Here is a 20,730-nt window from a genome sequence, read left to right as displayed (position 1 = left end):
ATCCTACCCACAATTCGTGTTGAGATTATGTGACTGGGCCTGACAACGTGCAACGGCTTTGTTACCCACAAACCCCCGTCGTTATTGGGGTTTGCGGGTCTTCGTGACAATCACTGAAAACGTCTGAAAGTGTTATCTGGCGGAGGCGGTGAGATTCGAACTCACGGAAGGGTTACCCCTTCGCCGGTTTTCAAGACCGGTCCATTAAACCACTCTGGCACGCCTCCGGGGCGTTGCGCACGACGTTGGGTCGTGGCTCGGGGATGCCGTCTGTCCGACGGCTGGGGATGCGTGCGGTCCGGGGGGATCGGCGTCGGCATCCCGGCGCAGGCCGGTACCGCACGGCAGCGCGCATTATACCTGCTCATGCCACCATGTGAAGCCTTCAATGCACCTAAATCGCCTCGCACCCCGCTAATTTCCTCGCTTTTCCTACACCCGTCACGCCTTCACACCCCTTTATACCCCTTTACACCCCTTCAAACCCCTTCAAACCCCTTCACCCCTTGTCTTGTCCCCGTCCGCCATGCATCATGCCCCAATGACGTGCGGTGTACGCCCCCGGCGTTACCGTGCGAGGCCAGACATGACCCGGAGATACCGCATGGATGCCGACACCTCCCGCGCCCCCGCCCAAGAGACGTCAAATGACGCCGGTGGCGAGCGCAAGGCCTTCGCCCCAACCGAAGACGCCCCGAGCGCCAACGCCTTCACCTGGCAAATTCCCACCCTCTACAACATCGGCGTCGACGTCTGCGACAAGTGGGCGGACGGTACCAACCGACTCGCGCTCGTCCACGAAAGCAGCGACGGCTCGCACGTACGCCTCACCTTCGACGTCCTCAAACAACTCTCGAATCAACTCGCCAACGAATGGCGCGCCCACGGCGTCAAAGCCGGCGACCGGATCGGCATCTTTTTGCCTCAGTCGCCCGCCACGCTGGTCGCCCACGTCGCCGCCTACAAACTCGGGGCCATCGCCGTCCCGCTCTTCACACTCTTCGGCCCCGAAGCGCTCGCCTACCGCCTGCAAAATTCCGGCGCCGCCGTGCTCGTCACCGACCTGGCCAGCATTGGGAAGATCGACGATATTCGCGCCGAATTGCCCGATCTTCGCCTCGTCTACGTCGTTCACGACGACTTGCCCGAAGCCCATCATCACGTGTCCGACGATCAGGACTGGGGTGTCGCCGAAGACGGCTTGCTCGCGCTGTGGCCAGCCATCGCCTCGCGCGATACCCACTTCGAACCCGTACAGACCCGCGCCGACGCGCCCGCCCTGATCATCTACACCTCCGGCACTACCGGCAAACCGAAAGGCGCACTGCACGCACACCGGGTACTGCTCGGTCATCTGCCCGGCGTTGAGACGTCGCACAACGGCTTTCCGCAGGATGGCGATCTGATCTGGACGCCCGCCGACTGGGCATGGATCGGGGGATTGCTCGACGTGCTGCTGCCCGCGCTTCATCACGGTGTGCCGGTGCTGTCCCGACGCTTCGAAAAGTTCGATCCCGTCGCCGCATTCGATCTGATGGCGCGTCACGGCGTGCGCAATACCTTTCTGCCGCCGACCGCGCTCAAGATGCTGCGTACGGTGGAGTCGCCGCGCACCCACTGGCCGCTGCAACTGCGCTCCGTCGCCAGCGGCGGCGAATCGCTCGGCCCCGAACTCCTCGCATGGGGTCGTGAGCACCTCGGCGTCGATATCAACGAGTTCTACGGGCAGACGGAGTGCAATATGGTCGTGTCCTCGTGCGCGGCCGAATTCCCCGCGCTGCCCGGCGCCATCGGACGCGCCGTGCGCGGGCATGATGTCACCATCGTCGACGACGACGGCACGCCACTGCCGGTCGGCGCGATCGGTAACATCGCCATCGCCCGGCCCAACCCGGTCATGTTCCTCGGCTACTGGCACAACCCCGACGCCACGATGGACAAGTATCGCGGCGACTTCCTGCTTACGGGGGATTCGGGTTTCGTCGATGAGAAGGGCTACATCACCTTTACGGGACGATCCGACGATGTCATCACCAGCGCCGGTTATCGGATCGGTCCGGGACCGATCGAGGACTGCCTGATTCGCCATCCGTCAGTGCAGTTCGCGGCGGTGATCGGCGAGCCGGACGAACTGCGTACGGAGATCGTGAAGGCGTTTGTCGTGCTCAGAGACGGGCACGAACCGTCGGATTCGCTGGCGAAGGAGATTCAGACGTTCGTGAAGCATCGTCTCGCTGCGCACGAGTATCCGCGCAAGGTCGTGTTCCTGCCGGAACTGCCGATGACCGTCACCGGCAAGATCATTCGCAAGGCGCTGCGGGAGATGGGGACGGCGCTCGGGTGACGGGGCGGCAACGTTCAAGCGCTCACGACTTGTCGTCGCGATCCAGGAACATTTCCTGAAGGTCGTTGAGGAAGCGCTGACCCAACTCGGTCGGCGCAATACGCAACGGCTCGTCCACGAGCAATCCCTTTTCGACGCCGGCCGCCAGCACCTTCGCGATCTTTGCCATCGGCAACCCCGTGCGGTCCGCGAACCGTTCGCTTTTCACGCCCTCGGTCAAACGCAACGCGTTGAGCATGAACTCGAACGGCAAATCGCGGGCGTCGACCTCGCGCGCTTCCTGAATCGCATCGCCCGCCGCTGCGGTTTCGATATATCGCTGCGGATGCTTGTGACGCACCTGCCGCAACACCCGATGCGGGAACGAAATTTTGCTGTGCGCGCCTGCGCCAATGCCCAGATAGTCGCCGAATTCCCAGTAATTCAGGTTGTGCTTCGCGCGTCGATGCGGTTGGGCGTACGCCGACACCTCGTAACGCCCATAGCCGGCCGCCGCGGTGCGCTCGGCGATCCACTCCTGCATGTCGGCCGCCGTATCGTCGTCAGGCACCGTGGGCGGGTACTTGTGGAACTGTGTATTAGGCTCCAGCGTGAGGTGGTACAGCGACAAATGCGGCGGTGCGAACGAGAGCGCCGTCTCCACATCCTGCTGACACTGGACCAGCGTCTGGTTAGGCAGCGCGAACATCAGATCGAGGTTGAAGTTATCGAAGTTCGCCTGCGCGATTTCGATGGCGTGACGGGCTTCGTCGCCATCGTGAATGCGACCGAGCGCCTTAAGATGCTCGCTGTTGAAACTCTGAATCCCGATCGACAACCGGTTGATGCCGCTCGCGCGGAAGCTGCGGAATTTATCGGCCTCGAACGTGCCGGGGTTCGCTTCCATCGTGATTTCGGCGTCGGCATCGAGCGGCAGCAGGGCGCGCAGATCCGACAGCAACCGGTCCAGCCCCGCCGCAGAGAGCAGGCTCGGCGTGCCGCCGCCGATAAAGACGGTATGCACCGGACGCCCCCACACCAGCGGCAACGCCTGTTCGAGATCCTGACGCAACGCATCGAGATACGCCTGCTCGGGGAACGCTTGCGCGCCACCCTCGCCACGCCACTCGTGCGAGTTGAAATCGCAGTACGGGCACTTTCGCACGCACCACGGGAAGTGCACATACAGCGACATCGGCGGCAACGCCGGCAAGTGGATCTTGCCGGGCCGCAGGAAGTTCTGCACGGGCAGCACAGACTGACTCATGCCGCTTACGCCTCCCGCCCCAACTTTTCCAGCAGCACGCGCAGCGCGCGCGCACGATGGCTGTGGGCGTTCTTCACCGCGGGATCGAGCTCGGCCGCCGTCTGATTCAGTGCACGGATGAGAAAGTGCGGGTCGTAGCCGAAGCCATGCGCGCCGCGCGCTTCGTCGACGATTTCGCCATCCCACCGGCCTTCGGCAATGATCGGCTGCGGATCCTGGGCATGCCGAACGAGCACCAGTGCCGCGAAGTAATACGCGTCGCGATAGCCAGGGGTGTCGGCGTGAGGCGCGAGCTGTTCGATCAGATGACGGTTGTTCGCGGCATCCGACTTGTCGCGTCCGGCGCGGGCGGCGTAGCGGGCCGAATAAACGCCGGGCGCGCCGCCGAGGATCGGCACGCACAGCCCGGAGTCGTCTGCCAATGCCGGCAGGCAGGTCGCCGCCGCCGCATGACGCGCCTTCGTCAATGCATTCTCGATGAAGGTGACGTGCGGCTCCTCGGCCTCGGACACGCCGAGCATGCCCTGGGGCACGAGTTCTATGCCAAGCGGCTCGAACAGCGACGCAAACTCGCGCAGCTTGCCCGGATTGTTCGACGCCAGCACGATCTTCTGCATGGCCATCGTCAAACCCCCAGCGCGCGCTTTTGCGCGTCGATCAACTGGCGGATGCCGGCGTCCGCCAGGTCGAGCAGCACATTGCTCTGCGCGCGCGAGAAGGGTTCGCCCTCGGCAGTCCCCTGAATTTCGACGAAACCGCCTTCGCTCGTCATGATGACGTTCATGTCCGTGTCGCACGCCGAGTCTTCGGCGTAGTTCAGATCAAGCACCGGCTGCCCCCGGTACAAGCCGACGGAGACGGCTGCGACGTGCGCACGGATAGGCGATGTTTCGAGCTTGCCGTCGGCGATGAGCTTCGAGACGGCGTCGTGCGCGGCGACGAACGCACCGGTGATCGACGCGCAGCGCGTGCCACCGTCGGCCTGAATGACGTCGCAGTCGATCTGAATCGTGCGTGGGCCGAACTTTTCAAGGTCGAACACGGCGCGCAGCGAGCGGCCGATCAGACGCTGGATTTCCTGCGTACGTCCGCTCTGCTTGCCGCGTGCGGCTTCGCGATCGCCCCGGGTGTGCGTGGCGCGCGGCAACATGCCGTACTCGGCCGTCAGCCAGCCCTGACCTGAATCGCGCAGGAAACCCGGCACTTTCTCTTCGACGCTGGCAGTGCAGATGACCTTCGTCTCGCCACATTCGATCAACACCGAACCTTCGGCGTAGCGGGTGTATTGGCGGGTGATGCGCACGGGGCGCAATGCTTCTTGCGCACGGCCGTCCGGGCGGGTGATTTGTGTCATGAGTGAATGTCCTGCGAGGTGAATTTATGCGGCAACACCCGAATGGTATCGCTAAACGCCGTCGGCTTGCCGGTGCACTGCATTGCCGCCTGCCGATTCGGGCGCCGGATCGAGCGCCGAATCTTGAGCCGAATCCGAAGCCGAATCCGGAGTCTTGGGCCGGAAAATGCGATAATCGCGTTTCATCCATTGCATGCGAAACCGGTTGCTCCATCGCCCCGCCGAAAATCAGTCACGGCGCTGTGGCGCCGGTCACCCCGATGAAAGACAACAATATCTTCAGTATGACCGGCTACGCCAGCGTCACGCGCGACATTGCGCATGCCGATGGAGCCGCAGGCGCGAGCGTGTCGGTCGAGTTGCGCACGGTCAATTCGCGCTTCCTCGATTTGGCATTCCGCATGCCCGAAGAAGCGCGTGCGTGCGAACCGGTGCTGCGCGAAGCGCTCACCGCCAAACTCTCGCGCGGCAAGGTCGATATCCGCATCAACGTGCAGCGTCCCGAGAACGGCACGAACGGCGCGCTCAATCTCGATGCCGTCAAACAACTCGCCGATCTCGAACAGCAGGTGCTCACGCTCTTCCCGGACGCCGAGCGCATGCGCACCGGCGAAATCCTGCGCTGGCCGGGCGTGCTCGGCGAGGAGTCGGTGACGGCCGAAGCGCTGCGTGATGCTGTGATCGACGCAGGCCGGGCGGCCATCGGCGATCTCGTGGACGTGCGCAAGCGCGAGGGCACGCAACTCAAGGCGAGCCTGATCGAGCGCATCGAAAAGATGGAGACGATCCTCACGGGCCTGCAACCGCTCGTGCCCGAACTGATCTCGCGTCATCAGCAGAAGATCGTCGATCGGCTCCAGGAAGCCCTGGGCATCGTCGTGCCGGAAGGCTCGGCCGCACCGGGCAAGGAAGAAATCGCAGAGCGCATTCGTCAGGAAGTGACGATGTACGGCGTGCGTATCGATGTCGCGGAAGAACTTACGCGACTCGACGCCCACCTGAAGGAAACCCGCCACATCCTCGACAAGGGAGGGTTGGTCGGCAAACGGCTCGACTTCATGATGCAGGAGCTCAATCGCGAAGCGAATACGCTCGGCTCGAAGGCGGCCTCGAAGGAACTCGCCGATGCCTCGATGGAGCTCAAGCTCTACATCGAGCAGATGCGCGAGCAAGTGCAGAACCTGGAGTAAGTCGTATGTCCTCGCAATCTCAAGCCCCGCATACCCCATTGCACGCCGAATATCCCGGCAATCTGTTCATGGTGGTCGCCCCCTCGGGCGCGGGCAAGTCTACGCTCGTCAACGCATTGCTCGCGCAGGATAGCGAGATCCGTCTGTCGATCTCGAGCACCACGCGCGCACCGCGTCCCAACGAGGAAGAGGGTGTGCACTACAACTTCGTCTCGGTCGAGCAGTTTCTGGAGCGTCGCAAGCGCGGCGAGTTTCTGGAAAGCGCCGAAGTGCACGGCAACTATTACGGCACTTCGCGCGTATGGATCGAAGACCAGATGCGCGAAGGGCGCGACGTGTTGCTGGAAATCGACTGGCAGGGCGCGCAGCAGGTGCGTAAGCGATTTTCGAATGCGGTCGGCATCTTTATTCTGCCGCCGTCCATCGAGGCGCTCGAAGAACGTCTGAAGAAGCGCGGCACCGACGAGCCGAACGTAATTGCGCGACGTCTGCTCGCGGCGGGCGGTGAAATCGCCCATGCGCCGGAAGCGGATTTCATCATCATCAACGACCAGTTCCAGCGCGCGCTCGACCAGCTGCAATCGGTCTTTACGGCGGTGCGTCTGCGCTTCGCGTCGCAGTACGCCCGACACAAGACGTTGTTCACGGATCTGGACATCCACGCGCCGAACGAACATCAGTAACGCCAGTAGTACGAGCCGCCTTCGCGCAGCGCGCGCGTTTTGCGCGTGTAGGCGTCGGCTGCGATAGAATACGCCTTATATTGAGAAGGAACCTCCTTATGGCCCGAATTACCGTTGAAGACTGCCTGAAACAAATTCCGAATCGCTTCGAGCTCGCACTCGCCGCGACCTACCGCGCCCGCCAACTGGCGCAAGGTCATACGCCGAAGCTCGAAAACAACAAGGACAAGCCGACTGTCGTTGCGCTGCGCGAAATCGCTGCGGGCCAGGTCGGCATCGAGATGCTCAAGAAAGTGCCGCTCTGATCGGGAGACTGCACTGATGCGATGTGACGTTCCGGGCCGCTCGACGATGCAGGTACACGTATGAGTCACGCGAAATCACCGGCCGCGTCCATCGCTGCGGATGAACCCAAAGCGGGGGAGCCCAAGCCCGAGCGCAAGAAGAAAAAGGGCGAAAGCGCCACGCGACAGTACATCGACGCGCTGCTCGAGCAGTCCTATCGGCACCTCTTCGGTCCGACGGCAACGCCCGAGCAGCCGCGCAAGCACGAGGTCGTCTCGATTGCCCGTCTCAAGGGCATGCTTGGGGAATACCTCAAGGAAAGCGACCTCGCGCAGATCAAGGAAGCCTTCCAGTTCAGCGACGAAGCCCACCTCGGGCAATATCGTCAGAGCGGACAACCCTACATTACCCATCCCGTCGCCGTTGCCGAGATCTGTGCCGAGTGGAAGCTCGACGCGCAGTCGATCATGGCCGCCCTGTTGCACGACGTGATGGAAGACCAGGGCGTGACCAAGGCCGAACTCGCCGAGCGATTCGGGCCGAAGGTCGCGGAACTGGTCGACGGTCTGTCGAAACTCGACAAGATGGAGTTTCGCAGCCGGGAAGAAGCGCAAGCCGAGAGCTTTCGCAAAATGCTGCTGGCGATGGCGCGCGATGTGCGCGTCATTCTCGTCAAGCTCGCAGACCGTCTGCACAACATGCGCACGCTGGGTGTCACGTCGACGGAGAAGCAGCGCCGTGTCGCGCGCGAAACGCTCGACATCTACGCGCCCATCGCGCACCGCCTCGGTCTGAACAACACCTATCGCGAGCTTCAGGATCTGAGTTTCGCGAATTACCACCCGCGTCGCTACGCCGTGCTCGACAAGGCCGTGAAGGCCGCGCGAGGCAACCGGCGCGAAGTGGTCGGCAAGATTCTCGACGCCGTGGAGAAAGCGCTCAAGGAGGGCGAAGTCAGTGCCGACGTCTTCGGCCGCGAGAAGACGCTTTTCAGCATCTACACAAAGATGCAGGAAAAGCAGTTGTCGTTCTCGCAAGTGCTGGACGTGTACGGCTTCCGTGTCGTCGTCGAGTCGAACGCACAGTGTTATCTGGCGCTCGGCGTGCTTCACGCGCTCTATAAGCCGGTGCCCGGCAAGTTCAAGGACTATATCGCGATCCCCAAGGTCAACGGCTATCAGTCGTTGCACACGACGCTCGTGGGCCCTTTCGGCGCGCCGATCGAATTCCAGATTCGCACGCGCCGCATGCATGAAATCGCGGAAGCGGGCGTGGCGGCGCACTGGCTGTACAAGAACGGCGGCGCGGACATGAATGACGTGCAGAAGCACGCGCATCAATGGCTGCAATCGTTGCTCGACATTCAGAGCGAGACCGGCGACTCCACGGAATTCCTCGAACACGTCAAAATCGACCTGTTCCCCGACGCCGTCTACGTCTTCACGCCCAAAGCGCGCATCATGGCGCTGCCGCGCGGCGCGACGGCGCTCGATTTCGCCTATTCCGTCCACAGCGATCTGGGCAACCAGTGCGTGGCCGTGAAGATCAACAACGAGTTGCTGCCGCTTCGCACCGAACTGAAGAACGGCGATATCGTGGAAGTCATTACCGCACCGTATTCGAAGCCGAACCCCGTGTGGCTCGGCTTCGTGCGCACGGGCAAGGCGCGTTCGGCCATCCGGCATTACCTCAAGACGATGCGGTTTGCCGAGTCGGTGCAGCTTGGCGAGCGTCTGGTCGAACAGGCGCTCAAGGGCTACGGCCTGACGATGAGCGAGATTTCGCCGGAGACTTGGGACAAGCTCGCTCAGTGGACGGGCAACAAGGACCGTCAGGACATCTTCGCGGACATCGGTCTGGGACGTCGCGTGGCGGCGGTCATGGCCAAGCGCCTGGCGGTGCTCTCGTCGGGCAAGGAAGGCGAGAACGACGACAGCCCCGACGATCCCGATTCCCCGCGGTCCGGCGACGAGAATGTCGGGCCGCCGGTGCTCATCACCGGCACCGAGGGCATGTCGGTACAGTTCTCGGCGTGCTGCCGTCCGATTCCGGGCGACGCGATCATGGGGTACATCGGCATCGGGCTGGGCATGGCGATCCATACGACGGATTGCCCGGTCGCGCGCCGTATCCATCGCAAGGACCCGACGCGCTGGATCGATGTGGCATGGGCGCCGCAACCGGGCCGTCTGTTCGACGTCGGAATCAAGGTGCTCGTGCATCACAACCGTGGCGTGTTCTCGCGCGTGGCGGCGGATATCACCGCGTCGGACGCGAACATCGTGCACATCGGCATGGACGAAGTGGTGCCGGACGAATCCGCCACGCTGCGCTTTCTCATTCAGGTAAGCGACCGCGTGCATCTCGCCAACGTGATGCGCCGTATTCGTGTGAATCCCGACGTGATGCGCGTGGCGCGTGAGCGCCCGAGCGAACGGCATCAGGACGAGATTCACGCCAATCACGCGATGCGTATCGCGCGCGAGCGCGGCAACTACTGATTGTCGTGCCGACGGTGAAGCAAAACGCCTCCCCCCGGGAGGCGTTTTGCGTTGGCGCGCTACGTGGGAGACGCGAGATGCCGGGACGACGCGGTTTTCGCCGGCAGACGCCGGTTCACTCCGACGGCGGATAGCGCACGTCCAGAATCTCGATCTGGTCGAGCCCGGCCGGCGTGCGCAACGGCACGGTGTCGCCGATCTTCGACTTGGTGATGGCGCGGGCGATGGGCGAGATCCAACTCACGTGGCCACGGTCGAGATCGACCTCGTCGATGCCGACGATCATGATCGTATGCTCATCGCCCTTGCCATCCGCATACGTCACTTCTGCCCCGAAGAACACCTGATCGACGTTTTCCTGACGACGCGTGTCGACCACTTCGGCGTTGTCCAGTCGTCGCGTCAGGAAGCGGATGCGACGATCGATCTCGCGCAGACGCCGCTTGCCGTAGATGTAGTCGCCGTTCTCCGAGCGGTCGCCGTTGGACGCCGCCCACGACACGATTTTCACCACCTCGGGACGCTGATTGTCGATGAGATCGAGCAGTTCGTCCTTCAGGCGGCGATAGCCCGCGGGCGTGATGTAGTTCTTGGTGCCCGCCGGAATCTCCGGGGCGCCGGCGTCGAGATCGTCATCGTCGTCGCCGTTATCTTCCTTGACGAAGGCCTTGTTCATAAGTCGAGGCACGCGTCGCGCGCGCCGGATGCGTTACACAATCCTTGCATTATAGGAGCGATATCGACCAGGCACGCGTCACGCCGCGCATTTCCGGATTTCCGGCTCGTTGCGCGTGACGGCAATCATGCTCAGGTGTCATGGAGCGCGCGGGGAATGTCCTCTACAATCGGCCGGCAAGCCCCATATGAACACAGCCCCGCAGGAGAACCGCGCCATGACCGATTCCACGAGTCCTTTTCTTGCCGTGCTCAAGCCGCATCTGAGCGATATCGGCGCCTTCACCGTGCAGCGCAGCCTGCCGAGTCTTCCATTCAAAACCGTCGGGCCGTTCATCTTCTTCGACCACATGGGCCCGGCCACGCTCGCGCCGGGGCAGGGTCTGGATGTGCGTCCCCATCCGCATATCGGGCTGGCGACCGTCACATATCTGTTCGACGGCCAGATCTGGCACCGTGACAGTCTCGGCAGCGACCAGCGCATCACGCCCGGCGCCGTGAACTGGATGACCGCCGGACGCGGCATCGTCCATTCGGAGCGCACCCCACCCGACGTGCGCGAGCGCGGCGGCGATGTCCATGGGATTCAGACGTGGGTCGCATTGCCGCAAGCCGACGAGGAAACGGCGCCGTCGTTTGCGCATCATGAGGCGTCGTCGCTGCCCGATATCTTCCTGCCGGGCGTCCACATGCGTCTGATTCTGGGCACGGCGTTCGGTGAGACAGCCCCGGTGAAGGTGTTTTCACCGATCTTCTATCTCGCGGTCGAGATGGCCCCGTGTGCGGCGTTCGTGCTGCCGCCGGAGTATGCGGAACGCGCCGTCTATACGGTGCAGGGCGAGGTGACGGTCAACGACGAGACGCTGCCCGAGCATCGTATGGGGGTGCTCGCCCCCGGCGGCGACGTGCGCATCGTGGCCGGCGATCAACCGGCTCGTCTGATGTTGCTCGGCGGTGCGCCGCTCGACGGCGATCGCTTCATCTTCTGGAATTTCGTGTCGTCGAGTCGCGAGCGTATCGAGCAGGCGAAGGCCGCCTGGACCGCGCAGGAAATGGGCAAGGTGCCCGGCGAGACGGAGTGGATTCCGTTGCCCGAGCGCAAGCCGTCGGCGAGCTGAGCGACTGCGGCGGGGTCACGCGCTCAGCACGATCACGGAGCAATGGCGCGCTTCGAGCAGGCGGTGCGACACGGCGCCGAAGTTGAGACGATCGCCGAAGCGCGGTTGCACGCCGAGCACGAGCAGGTTGTGTTTGCCGTGATGGATCTGATGCAGCACCGCCTCGTCGATCTCGCCGCCTGCGAGCAACCGCGTGCGCAGCGTCACGCCGTTTCGCTCCGCCAGCGAACGCAGGTTGTCCAGCATGGCCGCTTCGGCGGCGTCCGGGCGCAGCACCTGCGCACGCCACTGGCGGTGCAACATGCCCGGGGCTACTCGTGCGCAGACGTGCAGTGCCGTGACGGGAGCGTCGGCGGCTCGCGCGAGCGTGATCGCCAGTTCGGCGGCATGCCGTGAGTCGTCGGTGCCCGAGACCGGCACGAGGATGTCGAGCGGGGCGTCGGGCGTGCGCACGTGATCGCCATGCGCGAGCACGATGGCGATGGCCCCGTCGAATGCTTTGGTCAGCGGCAGTACGCCGGTCGGTAACGGCAGGGGCGGGACGTCGGACGCCGATTCTTCACCGGGGGCGTCGAAGCCCGCGATCACGAAGCCATAACCCTTGGCGATTTCATCGGAGATGCGCGCGGCCTCATGACTTCGATCGGGATGCTCGGCCGCCTGCTCACGGGCCGTGTCCGACGGATCGCTCGCCACGAATTCGCCTTCGTCGGTCGCTTCGCTCACACGCTTATCGTCGTGCGCCTCTCCCACGGGGTCATGCTTCGGTACGTCTTTGCCGGTGGCGTAGGAGGGCGATGTGTCGTCCTCCTTGACCGGGCCATGCGGAAGTTCGGGCGTTTTCTGCGGCGATTTGCCCGTACGCTCGCGCAGCACCAGACGTGCGGCCTCGCGCGCGATGTCGGTCGGTTTGTCCTCGTCGACCCCCGGCGTGCCGGGGGCTCGGGGAATGGCGCGAGTGGCCGCGGCGATCGCGATGTCGTGGGCGTCGAGCCCTGCGTCTTCATCACCGTCGCCGCCGTTGCGGTCATCGCCGTCATCGGCATGGCGGGCGGGTTTCCCGTTGGCGCGCGGCGAGTGGTGGGGTGACGTTGGGCGGGCGTCGCGCGTGCCCGCAGGCGCAGGCGCGAGCACGGTAGTGAGTGTGCCGCGTACGCCAGCGGTCAACCCTGCGATCCATGCGGCGAAACGTCCGTTGGCGCTGCCATCCACGGCAGCGAGGATGCGCTCGACGTTGGGCAGAAAGTCTTTCTCCTCGGCGGCCTCCTTCTCGAGACGCGCTTTCTCTTCGTCGGAGAGCGGAATGCGCACGAGGGCGCGCCGCAGCACCGGCGGCATGATGAGCGTGGTGATGAGCGCCATGATGACGATCATCGTGAACAGGTCCTTGCTCAGCACGCCGAGCGACAGACCGATGCTCGCCACGATGATCTCTGTCGAGCCACGGGCATTCATCCCCGTGGCGAGTGCGAGGGCTTCCGCGCGGGACATGCCGCCGAGGCGTCCGCCGACGAAGCAGCCCGTAAACTTGCCGAGGCTCGCGATCAGAATCAGCCCGGCGACCAGCCCGAGCATGCGCCAGTCGAGCAGAATGGTCAGATCGACCGACAGCCCCGCCACGCCGAAGAACACCGGTGCGAATAGCGCGACGATCAGCCCGCGCAACTGCGCTTCGATCTGCTCGGACAAGATGGGCGACTGCCCGATCATCACGCCCGCCATGAACGCGCCGAGCGCTGTATGCACGCCGAGCTTGTCCGTCGCGAGCGCCAGCACGAACGTGATCACGAGGATTGCGCTGAGCACCGGCATCTCGACGGTGAAGCGATCGTTGGTCCAGCGAATGGCCACGGCCACCGCGCGTTTGCCCACGGTGAAGCAAAGCACGATGAAAAGCAGCGTGCCGCCCAGACTGATCGACAGATGGCCGAGGTCGACCGAACCGCTGGCTCCAAGCCCCGCGATGACCGCGATGATGATCCAGCCCGTGGTGTCGTCGAGAATGGCGGCCGCGAGGATGATCTGACCGATGTTGCGGCGCAGGTAGTCGACTTCGCGAATGACCATCGCCACGACCTTGACCGACGAAATCGACAGCGCCGTGCCGAGGAACAGCGACGTGACGAGCCGCGCTTCCGGATGCGGCAGCAGGCTGTCGGGCAGATGCCAGCCGAGCGCGAAGCCGCACACGAACGGAATGACCATGCCGCCGGCGGAGGCGAAGATCGCCATACGCTTCATCCGGCGCACCAGACCCAGATCCGTCTCCAGTCCGGTCGAGAGCAGAAGCAACAGCACGCCCAGCTCGGCGACTGCGTCGAGCATCTTCTTCTGCGCTTCGGTGTCGGGGAAAACGGCGTGTTGCCAGGCCGGCAGGAGTGCGCCGAAGATGGACGGGCCGAGCAGCACGCCGGCGAGCAACTGGCCCATGACGGCTGGCTGGCGCAGGCGCTGCATCAACTCGCCGAGCAAGCGGCCGACGAGAACCAGCAGGAGCAGTTGCGTGAAGAAGATCGCCGTGCCGTGGCCTGCGTGCATGTGCCTCCCTGTCTGTTGTCGGACCGGTCGGGTGTGTGGCGGGGCGTCCGGCCGAGGCGGGAACCTGAGGCGCGTTGGCGCGTCCGTACCGATTTGCCCGGTTTTGCGATTACCATGCGTCAAGCGGGCGGCCGTTTTCGATGAACTCATGATTTCATGAGCGACGACCGCTATTTGCGCAATTTACCACGCTCGATAGGACCTATGATCGATACCAATCTCGCCAGCTTCGACGCAGACGTGCTGGCCGTCTCGCATCAGGTGCCGGTGCTGGCCGACTTCTGGGCACCGTGGTGCGGCCCGTGTAACACGCTCGGGCCGATGCTCGAAAAGCTGGAGGCCGAAGCGCAGGGGCGCATTCGTCTCGTCAAGATCAACGCCGACGAGAACGCCGAACTTTGTGCCGAATACGGCGTGCGCAGCCTGCCGACGGTCGTTGCGTTCGTCGACGGCGAGCCGGTCGATCAGTTCGTCGGTGCGCTGCCGGAAGGGCAATTGCGCGCGTTCATCGACCGGGTTGTGCCGAATCCGGCGGAGATGGCGCGCAAGGTCGCTCGCACCGCCCTGGCCGAAGGTCAGCCGACGGTGGCACGCGACGCGTTGCAGGCCGCACTCGCGCTCGATCCCGCGCACGACGACGTACGTCTCGATCTGGTCGACGTGCTGCTCGGCATGGGTGATACGGAGGCGGCGCGCACCGAGCTCACGCTGCTGTCACCGCGCACCGCGGCCAGCGGCGACGCGCGCATTGCAGCGCTGACGACGCGAATTGCCGCTGCCGAACAGGCGAGCCACCTGCCGCCGGTCGTGGAACTGCTCGCGCGAGTGGATGCGGAGCCGGCCAATTTGCAGGCGCGTCTGGATCTGGCGAATCGCTATCTGGCCGATCGCGCGTACGAGCCCGCGTTGGCGGCGCTGCTCGAGCTCGTGCAACGCGACCGGTCGTTCGGCGACGATGCCGCACGCAAGTCGATGCTCGCGATCTTCGATGCGTTGTCCGACACCGACCCGGCGACGGTGTCCGCCTGGCGACGCAAGCTGAGCGCCGCGCTGAACTGAGCGTCGCTTCCTCTTGACTCTCTTCGAATGCCGATGACGACTTCTTCGACCCCTTCCCTGATTACGTTCGCCCCCGCGCAAGCGGGCGAGGCGATCTTCGACCACCCGGCCGAGGCACGCCGGGTGAGCGGCAATCCGCAACGCGTGACGCGTCCCTTCTACACCGATGCCCTCGGCGAATTCGATTGCGGCGAGTGGACGTGCGAGCCCGGCGCGTGGCGCATCGCCTTCGGCCCGCACCGGCAGGAATATTTCTCGGTGATCGAGGGACGGATCAGAATCAGCGATCTCGACGGCAATGCGTCGGAGTTCGGGCCGGGCGACGCCTGCGTGATTCCGGCGGGCTTCGAGGGGGTGTTCGAGGTCGTGGAGCCGGTGCGCAAGCACTTCGTGATGTTCGAGCGCAAGTCCACCTGAGGCGATGTCATGGCACGTCTGATCTTTTTCTGCGGTCACGCCGGGGCTGGGAAGACGACGCTTGCGAAGCGTCTGATCCGCCCGCTGATCGCGCGCAGCGGTGAGGCGTTCTGCCTGCTCGATAAGGACACGCTTTACGGGGCCTATAGCGCGTCCGTCATGGGAGCGCTCACAGGCAATCCGAACGACCGCGACAGCCCGCTCTATCTGGAGACGCTTCGTGAGCCGGAGTATGCCGGGTTGCTGGAAACGGCGCGGGAGAATCTGCGTCTGGGCGTGAATGTGCTCGTCGTCGGCCCGCTGTCGCGCGAATTGCGCGAAGGGCTGCTGTTCGACCGGGCGTGGCTCGGTGTCGATGACGACGTGGGCGTGCATGTCGTCTGGGTGGATCTGGACGAGGCGCATGCGCACGAGCGTATCGTGAGCCGGGGCAATCCTAACGATGCCTACAAGCTCGCGCACTGGGAGGAGTACCGGTTGCGCCGCTTCCTGCCGCCGGCTGCCGCGTTCCCGGGGCTCGTGCGCTTCGACAATACGGCGCCGACGCCGGAGGACGACGAGCAACTGCTGCAGACGTTGCTGGCACATACGCGCTAGGGTGGCGGCGCACCACATGCGCCACATGCGCCACATGCGCCACACGCGGGGTGCCGGGACGTGACGATCGTTCGTCGGGAATTTTCCGAAAAGGCCCGAAGGTGCGCGGCGCCGGGCAGGGCGCTGGCTAAGGTACGGGCATTTTCCTCCTTCGTCCGGTGTCGATCATGCCCCTTCTGCCTGTGTCCTTTCGTCGGTGGCTTCGCTTCCTCTCGTTTTCCTTGATGGCGCTGGCATCGCACGCGGCGCTTGCCGGCGGGCCGCCGATGGCGGGCATGCCGCGTCTGAGCACGCTCGCCGCCCCGGGGTGGGACGCGTCGGGGGCGGGCTCGAATGCCGTCAATGCATCCGACGCGTCCTCGTCCTCCAACACCTCCGCTGCCGCCAACACCGCAGGCGATAGTCCCACGATGGCGCGCATTCGCGAGCGTGGTCGCATCCTGCTGGGCTATCGGCAGACGGCCATTCCCTTTTCGTATGTCGACGCCCAGGACCAGCCGGCAGGACTCGCGTGGGCGCTTTGTCAACGCATCGTGCTTGCGTTGCAGCGCGAGATGGCGATGCCCGCGCTTCGCATAACGCCTGTGCGGGTGATCGAGCAGATGCGGGGGCCGCTGGTCAAGGCAGACGCGATCGATATCGATTGCGCGCCCTCGACGGTCACGGCGGCGCGTGAGCAGCAGGTGGCGTTCAGCTTGCCGTACTACGCGGCGCACGTCCGGTTGTTGGTTCGCCGCGGCGCGGGCATCGAATCGATCGACGATCTGCGGGGCTTACGGCTTGTCGTCGTGCAGGGCACGACCGCCGAGCGCCTCGTGCGTGCGCGACATGCCGGCGCAGGATTCCAGTTGTTGATGGCGCGGGATTACGACGACGCGTTTCGCATGCTGCGCCAGCGCCGTGCGCAGGCGCTCGCCCTCGACGACGTGTTGCTCGAAGGCTTGCGCGCCACCAGCAAGACGCCTCACGCCTACCGGATCGTCGGCGAACCGTTGTCCGATCGTCCCGAGTATTACGCGCTGGTCCTGCCCAAAGACGATCCGGTGTTCAAGGACAAAGTCGATACCGCGCTGGCCGCGCTGTTCCGCCGCGCAGAGATGGCGCGACTTCAGCGCGAATCGTTTCAGACGGCGCTATCGCCCCACCGTCACGGCCTCGCGCCCGAAGCGTGCGAAGCGTCCGCGCAGACGCTGGCGTTATGGGCGCAGGGCGCGAGCTACGGGGCGACGCAGGAGGCCGGCGCTTCGTCGTCTGCTGCGGGCAGCTAACGCGGAACATGCCACCGGATCCGTCATGCCGATGCCCTGATCCCTCGCGCGGTATCGGCGGTTCCTGCCGCCTGCGCGCCTGCGACCCGGTGCGGCGGGGACGTCGGGTCCGGCGTGTGCATAAGCTAATGACAAAGGTTTCTTTGCACGCTCGCGTGCATCTCTGTAAATTGCTATCGTGCTGTTAATCCGATAGGAATTTGCTGTGAACGGTTTCAAAGAAGTCAACTGGAAAGTCGCTGCCGGGCGTGTTGCGCTGGGCCTGTCCGTATGGTTTGCCGCTCAGGCGGGCGTATCGACGGCCATAGCCGCCCCCGCGAAAGCGGACGCTGTCGTCGCGTTGCCGACCGTCAACGGGGAACTGACCGGGACCCTCAAGAAGATTCATGACACGGGGCTGATGACGCTCGGGTACCGTGAGGCGGCGATCCCGTTCGCCTACGTGAACGACAAGGGCAAGCCCGTGGGCTACACGATGGATCTCTGCTACGCCGTGGTCGACGCCGTGAAGACGGCGCTGAATATGCCCAATCTGCGCGTGCGTGAAATGTCCATCACGCCGCAGAACCGGATTCCCCTGGTGAAAAACGGTACGGTCGACCTCGACTGCGCGCCGAACACGATTACGCCGGAGCGCGCCGAGCAGGTCGGCTTCAGCAATCCGTATTACGTGTCGGAAGTGCGTCTGCTGGTCAACAGGAAGGACAACATTCGCGACCTGCAAGACCTGAAAGGCCAAAATCTTGTGGCGTCGGCCGGTTCGACCGGCGAGCGTCTGGCGCGTGCGCAGGCCGACAAGTTCGGTTTTCGCGTGATTCCGGCCCGAGACCATGCCGAATCGATGATTACGCTGGAAACCGGTCGCGCCAAGGCGTTTGCCCTGGACGATGTGCTGCTCTCGGGTTTCCGCGCGAACGCCCGCGACCCCGAGTCGTTCGCGATCGTCGGCGCACCGCTGGAGACGGAACTCAATGCCCTGATGCTGCGTCGCGACGACCCGCAGTTCAAACGTTTCGTGGATACGACGCTCGCGCACGTCTATAGCTCGGGCGAGATCCGCCGGATCCAGCGCAAGTGGTTCCAGCAGCCGATCCCGCCGCGCAACGTGAATCTGAACCTCGAACCGAGCAAGGAAGTGATCGAGGTCTGGCACAAAGGGGCGCAATTGACCGAATGACGCCGGCTTGACGCAGGTCTGACGGGCGGGCGCGCCACGTTCGGCCATCGCCCGCAGCACCGCGCCGCGCAAGGCCCGAAGCCCGCCGATAGCGATATCGGCGGGCTTCGTCGTTTACACATTTCGGCCCCGCGTTTACGCGTTGTTTACACCCCCTTTATCCCTTTTGTCCCCGTCTTTATGCGCCCCTACGTATCGTTCAGGGCACGGCTGGCATGCGCATGCGAGGGCGCGTCGCGCCCGTGGCGTGCCGGCCGCCACACGATAGGGAGTTGTCATGGACTGGTTATATCTCGGCGTGATCGCGGTGTTCGTTGCCACGACCGTCGGCTTTGTCGCGTTTTGCGCGTCGGTAGGGGGGCAGCAATGACAGCCATGTATTGGCTGAGCGGCGGACTCACGCTCGCGCTGCTCGCTTATCTCGTCTACGCGCTGTTCAAGCCGGAGGATCTAGCATGACACTCAATGCCTGGATCCAGCTCGGCGTGTTCCTCGTCGTGCTACTGGTGCTGGCCCGCCCGCTCGGCCGTTTCATGGCCGATGTGCTCGCCGGTGAATCGCGCGTGAACCGCTGGTTCGCGCCGCTCGAACGCGGCTTGTACCGCCTGTGTGGTGTGCATCCCGAACAGGAAATGCACTGGCGCGCCTATGCGATCGCGCTGATCGGCTTCAACGCCGTGGGTGCCCTCGCCGTCTACGCGCTGCAGCGCTGGCAAGTCTGGTTGCCGCTCAACCCGCAAGCCTTCGGCAACGTGACGCCGGATTCGTCGATGAATACGGCGGTCAGTTTCGTCTCCAACACGAACTGGCAGGCTTACGTCGGCGAATCGACGATGAGCTATCTCACGCAGATGCTCGGCCTGGCCGTGCAGAACTTCCTGTCGGCTGCCACGGGTATCGCGGTCGTCGTGGCGTTGATTCGCGGCTTCGCCCGTCACACGGCGCAGACCATCGGCAACTTCTGGGTCGACATGACCCGTATCACGCTCTATATCCTCGTGCCGCTGTCGGTGATTTTGGCCGCTGCGTTCATGAGTCAGGGCGTGATTCAGAACTTCGACGCCTATAAGGACGTCACCACGCTTCAGGTCACGCACTACGACAATCCGGTGCTCGGGCCGGACGGTCAGCCGAAGATGGACGCCGCCGGCAAGCCGGTGACGACCCCGGCGCAGACGCAGACGCAAACGCTGCCGATGGGCCCGGTGGCCTCGCAGGAAGCGATCAAGATGATCGGCACCAACGGTGGCGGCTTCTTCAATGCGAACTCCGCGCATCCGTACGAGAACCCGACGCCGCTGGCGAACTTCCTGCAAATCCTGGCGATCTTCCTGATCCCCGCGGCGCTGTGCCACACGTTCGGACGCATGGTCGGCGACCGTCGTCAGGGGCTGGCCATTCTGGCGGCCATGACGATCGCATTCTCGATCGCGACGGTAGCGACGGTGTCGGCCGAGCAGGCAGGCAACCCATTGCTCACTTCGCTCGGGGTCGACCAGCAGGTCAGCGCCACGCAGCCGGGCGGCAATATGGAAGGCAAGGAAACGCGCTTCGGCATCGTGTCATCGGGCATTTTTGCGACGGTGACGACGGCGGCGTCGTGCGGCGCCGTCAACGCAATGCACGACTCGCTCACGCCGCTGGGCGGTCTGGTGCCGATGCTGCTGATGCAGTTGGGCGAAGTGATCTTCGGCGGTGTGGGCTCCGGTCTGTACGGGATGCTCGTCTTCGCCATGCTCGCAGTCTTCGTCGCGGGGCTGATGATCGGCCGCACGCCGGAGTATCTCGGCAAGAAGATCGAAGCGTACGAGATGAAGATGGTCGCCGTGGCCGTGCTGATGACGCCGCTGCTGGTGCTGCTCGGCACGGCACTTGCGGTGCTCGTGCCCGCCGGACAAGCTGGTGTGCTTAACCCTGCGACCCACGGATTCTCCGAAATTCTGTACGCGTACAGCTCGGCGGCGAACAACAACGGCAGCGCATTCGCCGGGTTGTCGGCCAACACGCCGTTCTACAACACCACGCTGGGTATCGCGATGTGGTTCGGCCGCTTCTGGGTGATCGTGCCGGTGTTGGCGATTGCCGGTGCGCTTGCGCGCAAGAAGCGTATCGCCGCGACGTCGGGCACGTTGCCCACGCATGGCCCGCTGTTTGTCGTACTGCTGCTCGGCACCGTGCTGCTGGTGGGCGCGCTCACCTACGTACCGGCGCTGGCGCTCGGTCCGGTCGCCGAACATCTGGCGATGATCGGTGCGCATTGAACAATGAAATGAGGCAT

Annotated in this window: 18 protein-coding genes and 1 tRNA gene; 13 read left to right on the top strand and 6 right to left on the bottom strand. The window is 64.2% G+C overall.

The window, feature by feature from the left end; all coding sequences use genetic code 11:
- Nucleotides 1-137 precede the first annotated feature (137 nt).
- A tRNA-Ser gene (locus PAN31108_RS03015) sits at nt 138-227 on the bottom strand.
- 377 nt (nt 228-604) lie between these two features.
- Between PAN31108_RS03015 and PAN31108_RS03010 the strand changes: the two genes are divergently transcribed.
- On the top strand, nt 605-2,344 hold the full coding sequence (locus PAN31108_RS03010; protein WP_150667377.1) for an acyl-CoA synthetase: 1,740 nt from the start codon (nt 605-607) through the stop codon (nt 2,342-2,344).
- Nucleotides 2,345-2,366: 22 nt separating this feature from the next.
- On the opposite strand, the gene hemW is transcribed toward PAN31108_RS03010, so the two are convergent.
- From hemW to rph, 3 genes are read right to left on the bottom strand one after another with little or no spacing between them, the layout of a single operon-like run.
- The gene (gene hemW, locus PAN31108_RS03005; protein ID WP_150667376.1) at nt 2,367-3,590 is read right to left on the bottom strand and encodes a radical SAM family heme chaperone HemW; all 1,224 of its coding nucleotides are present in this window, start codon (nt 3,588-3,590) and stop codon (nt 2,367-2,369) included.
- A gap of 5 nt (nt 3,591-3,595) precedes the next feature.
- Nucleotides 3,596-4,213, bottom strand: a complete 618-nt coding sequence (gene rdgB, locus PAN31108_RS03000) for an RdgB/HAM1 family non-canonical purine NTP pyrophosphatase (RefSeq protein ID WP_150667375.1) — start codon at nt 4,211-4,213, stop codon at nt 3,596-3,598.
- Nucleotides 4,214-4,215: 2 nt separating this feature from the next.
- Nucleotides 4,216-4,944: a ribonuclease PH gene (rph, locus tag PAN31108_RS02995; protein WP_150667374.1), complete on the bottom strand. Its 729-nt coding sequence runs from the start codon at nt 4,942-4,944 to the stop codon at nt 4,216-4,218.
- 260 nt (nt 4,945-5,204) lie between these two features.
- Between rph and PAN31108_RS02990 the strand changes: the two genes are divergently transcribed.
- The 4 genes from PAN31108_RS02990 to PAN31108_RS02975 all read left to right on the top strand — a co-directional run bounded on the left by PAN31108_RS02990 (nt 5,205) and on the right by PAN31108_RS02975 (nt 9,603).
- Nucleotides 5,205-6,134, top strand: a complete 930-nt coding sequence (locus PAN31108_RS02990; protein ID WP_174994819.1) for a YicC/YloC family endoribonuclease — start codon at nt 5,205-5,207, stop codon at nt 6,132-6,134.
- Between the two features lie 5 nt (nt 6,135-6,139).
- Nucleotides 6,140-6,817, top strand: coding sequence for a guanylate kinase (gene gmk, locus PAN31108_RS02985; protein ID WP_150667373.1), 678 nt, complete (start codon nt 6,140-6,142; stop codon nt 6,815-6,817).
- A 98-nt stretch (nt 6,818-6,915) separates the two neighbouring features.
- Nucleotides 6,916-7,122, top strand: a complete 207-nt coding sequence (gene rpoZ, locus PAN31108_RS02980) for a DNA-directed RNA polymerase subunit omega (protein WP_039397582.1) — start codon at nt 6,916-6,918, stop codon at nt 7,120-7,122.
- A gap of 60 nt (nt 7,123-7,182) precedes the next feature.
- Nucleotides 7,183-9,603, top strand: a complete 2,421-nt coding sequence (locus PAN31108_RS02975) for a RelA/SpoT family protein (protein WP_150667372.1) — start codon at nt 7,183-7,185, stop codon at nt 9,601-9,603.
- A gap of 115 nt (nt 9,604-9,718) precedes the next feature.
- Here PAN31108_RS02975 and greB read toward each other — a convergent pair whose 3' ends face one another.
- Complete coding sequence (gene greB, locus PAN31108_RS02970) at nt 9,719-10,279, bottom strand: transcription elongation factor GreB (RefSeq protein ID WP_150667371.1); 561 nt, start codon at nt 10,277-10,279, stop codon at nt 9,719-9,721.
- A 217-nt stretch (nt 10,280-10,496) separates the two neighbouring features.
- Between greB and PAN31108_RS02965 the strand changes: the two genes are divergently transcribed.
- On the top strand, nt 10,497-11,396 hold the full coding sequence (locus PAN31108_RS02965) for a pirin family protein (RefSeq protein WP_150667370.1): 900 nt from the start codon (nt 10,497-10,499) through the stop codon (nt 11,394-11,396).
- Nucleotides 11,397-11,411: 15 nt separating this feature from the next.
- Here the strand turns inward: PAN31108_RS02965 and PAN31108_RS02955 are convergent, their stop codons facing one another.
- Nucleotides 11,412-13,934, bottom strand: a complete 2,523-nt coding sequence (locus PAN31108_RS02955; protein ID WP_217426274.1) for a cation:proton antiporter domain-containing protein — start codon at nt 13,932-13,934, stop codon at nt 11,412-11,414.
- Between the two features lie 207 nt (nt 13,935-14,141).
- Here PAN31108_RS02955 and trxA point away from each other — a divergent pair, with 207 nt between their 5' ends.
- The 7 genes from trxA (at nt 14,142) to kdpA (ending at nt 20,713) form a co-directional block, all read left to right on the top strand.
- On the top strand, nt 14,142-14,993 hold the full coding sequence (gene trxA / locus PAN31108_RS02950; RefSeq protein WP_150667442.1) for a thioredoxin: 852 nt from the start codon (nt 14,142-14,144) through the stop codon (nt 14,991-14,993).
- A gap of 33 nt (nt 14,994-15,026) precedes the next feature.
- Entirely contained in the window at nt 15,027-15,410 is a 384-nt protein-coding gene (locus PAN31108_RS02945) for a cupin domain-containing protein (protein WP_150667368.1), read from the top strand.
- Between the two features lie 9 nt (nt 15,411-15,419).
- Nucleotides 15,420-16,007, top strand: a complete 588-nt coding sequence (locus PAN31108_RS02940) for a P-loop nucleotide/nucleoside kinase family protein (protein WP_150667367.1) — start codon at nt 15,420-15,422, stop codon at nt 16,005-16,007.
- Nucleotides 16,008-16,174: 167 nt separating this feature from the next.
- Nucleotides 16,175-17,275 (top strand): amino acid ABC transporter substrate-binding protein, encoded by a 1,101-nt coding sequence (locus tag PAN31108_RS02935; RefSeq protein ID WP_150667366.1) that lies wholly within the window; start codon nt 16,175-16,177, stop codon nt 17,273-17,275.
- A 205-nt stretch (nt 17,276-17,480) separates the two neighbouring features.
- Nucleotides 17,481-18,452, top strand: a complete 972-nt coding sequence (locus PAN31108_RS02930) for a transporter substrate-binding domain-containing protein (RefSeq protein ID WP_246183733.1) — start codon at nt 17,481-17,483, stop codon at nt 18,450-18,452.
- 366 nt (nt 18,453-18,818) lie between these two features.
- The gene (gene kdpF / locus PAN31108_RS02925; RefSeq protein ID WP_063389843.1) at nt 18,819-18,911 is read left to right on the top strand and encodes a K(+)-transporting ATPase subunit F; all 93 of its coding nucleotides are present in this window, start codon (nt 18,819-18,821) and stop codon (nt 18,909-18,911) included.
- Nucleotides 18,908-20,713 carry a potassium-transporting ATPase subunit KdpA gene (gene kdpA / locus PAN31108_RS02920; RefSeq protein ID WP_150667365.1) on the top strand — a complete coding sequence of 602 codons (1,806 nt, stop codon included), beginning with the start codon at nt 18,908-18,910 and terminating at the stop codon, nt 20,711-20,713. Before kdpF ends, kdpA begins: the two co-directional genes overlap by 4 nt.
- Nucleotides 20,714-20,730: the final 17 nt, after the last annotated feature.

This window comes from Pandoraea anhela (genome assembly GCF_902459655.1).
In the GTDB taxonomy this organism is placed as follows: Bacteria; Pseudomonadota; Gammaproteobacteria; order Burkholderiales; family Burkholderiaceae; genus Pandoraea; species Pandoraea anhela.
The sequence above is the reverse complement of the archived record's forward strand: the minus strand, read 5'-3'. Positions and strand labels throughout refer to the sequence as shown.

Coding starts and splice junctions, on each gene's coding strand:
- PAN31108_RS03010 (WP_150667377.1), top strand. CDS start 605: ATGGATGCCGACACCTCCCGCGCCCCCGCCCAAGAGACGTCAAATGAC.
- hemW (WP_150667376.1), bottom strand. CDS start 3,590: ATGAGTCAGTCTGTGCTGCCCGTGCAGAACTTCCTGCGGCCCGGCAAG.
- rdgB (WP_150667375.1), bottom strand. CDS start 4,213: ATGGCCATGCAGAAGATCGTGCTGGCGTCGAACAATCCGGGCAAGCTG.
- rph (WP_150667374.1), bottom strand. CDS start 4,944: ATGACACAAATCACCCGCCCGGACGGCCGTGCGCAAGAAGCATTGCGC.
- PAN31108_RS02990 (WP_174994819.1), top strand. CDS start 5,205: ATGAAAGACAACAATATCTTCAGTATGACCGGCTACGCCAGCGTCACG.
- gmk (WP_150667373.1), top strand. CDS start 6,140: ATGTCCTCGCAATCTCAAGCCCCGCATACCCCATTGCACGCCGAATAT.
- rpoZ (WP_039397582.1), top strand. CDS start 6,916: ATGGCCCGAATTACCGTTGAAGACTGCCTGAAACAAATTCCGAATCGC.
- PAN31108_RS02975 (WP_150667372.1), top strand. CDS start 7,183: ATGAGTCACGCGAAATCACCGGCCGCGTCCATCGCTGCGGATGAACCC.
- greB (WP_150667371.1), bottom strand. CDS start 10,279: ATGAACAAGGCCTTCGTCAAGGAAGATAACGGCGACGACGATGACGAT.
- PAN31108_RS02965 (WP_150667370.1), top strand. CDS start 10,497: ATGACCGATTCCACGAGTCCTTTTCTTGCCGTGCTCAAGCCGCATCTG.
- PAN31108_RS02955 (WP_217426274.1), bottom strand. CDS start 13,934: ATGCACGCAGGCCACGGCACGGCGATCTTCTTCACGCAACTGCTCCTG.
- PAN31108_RS02945 (WP_150667368.1), top strand. CDS start 15,027: ATGACGACTTCTTCGACCCCTTCCCTGATTACGTTCGCCCCCGCGCAA.
- PAN31108_RS02940 (WP_150667367.1), top strand. CDS start 15,420: ATGGCACGTCTGATCTTTTTCTGCGGTCACGCCGGGGCTGGGAAGACG.
- PAN31108_RS02935 (WP_150667366.1), top strand. CDS start 16,175: ATGCCCCTTCTGCCTGTGTCCTTTCGTCGGTGGCTTCGCTTCCTCTCG.
- kdpF (WP_063389843.1), top strand. CDS start 18,819: ATGACAGCCATGTATTGGCTGAGCGGCGGACTCACGCTCGCGCTGCTC.
- kdpA (WP_150667365.1), top strand. CDS start 18,908: ATGACACTCAATGCCTGGATCCAGCTCGGCGTGTTCCTCGTCGTGCTA.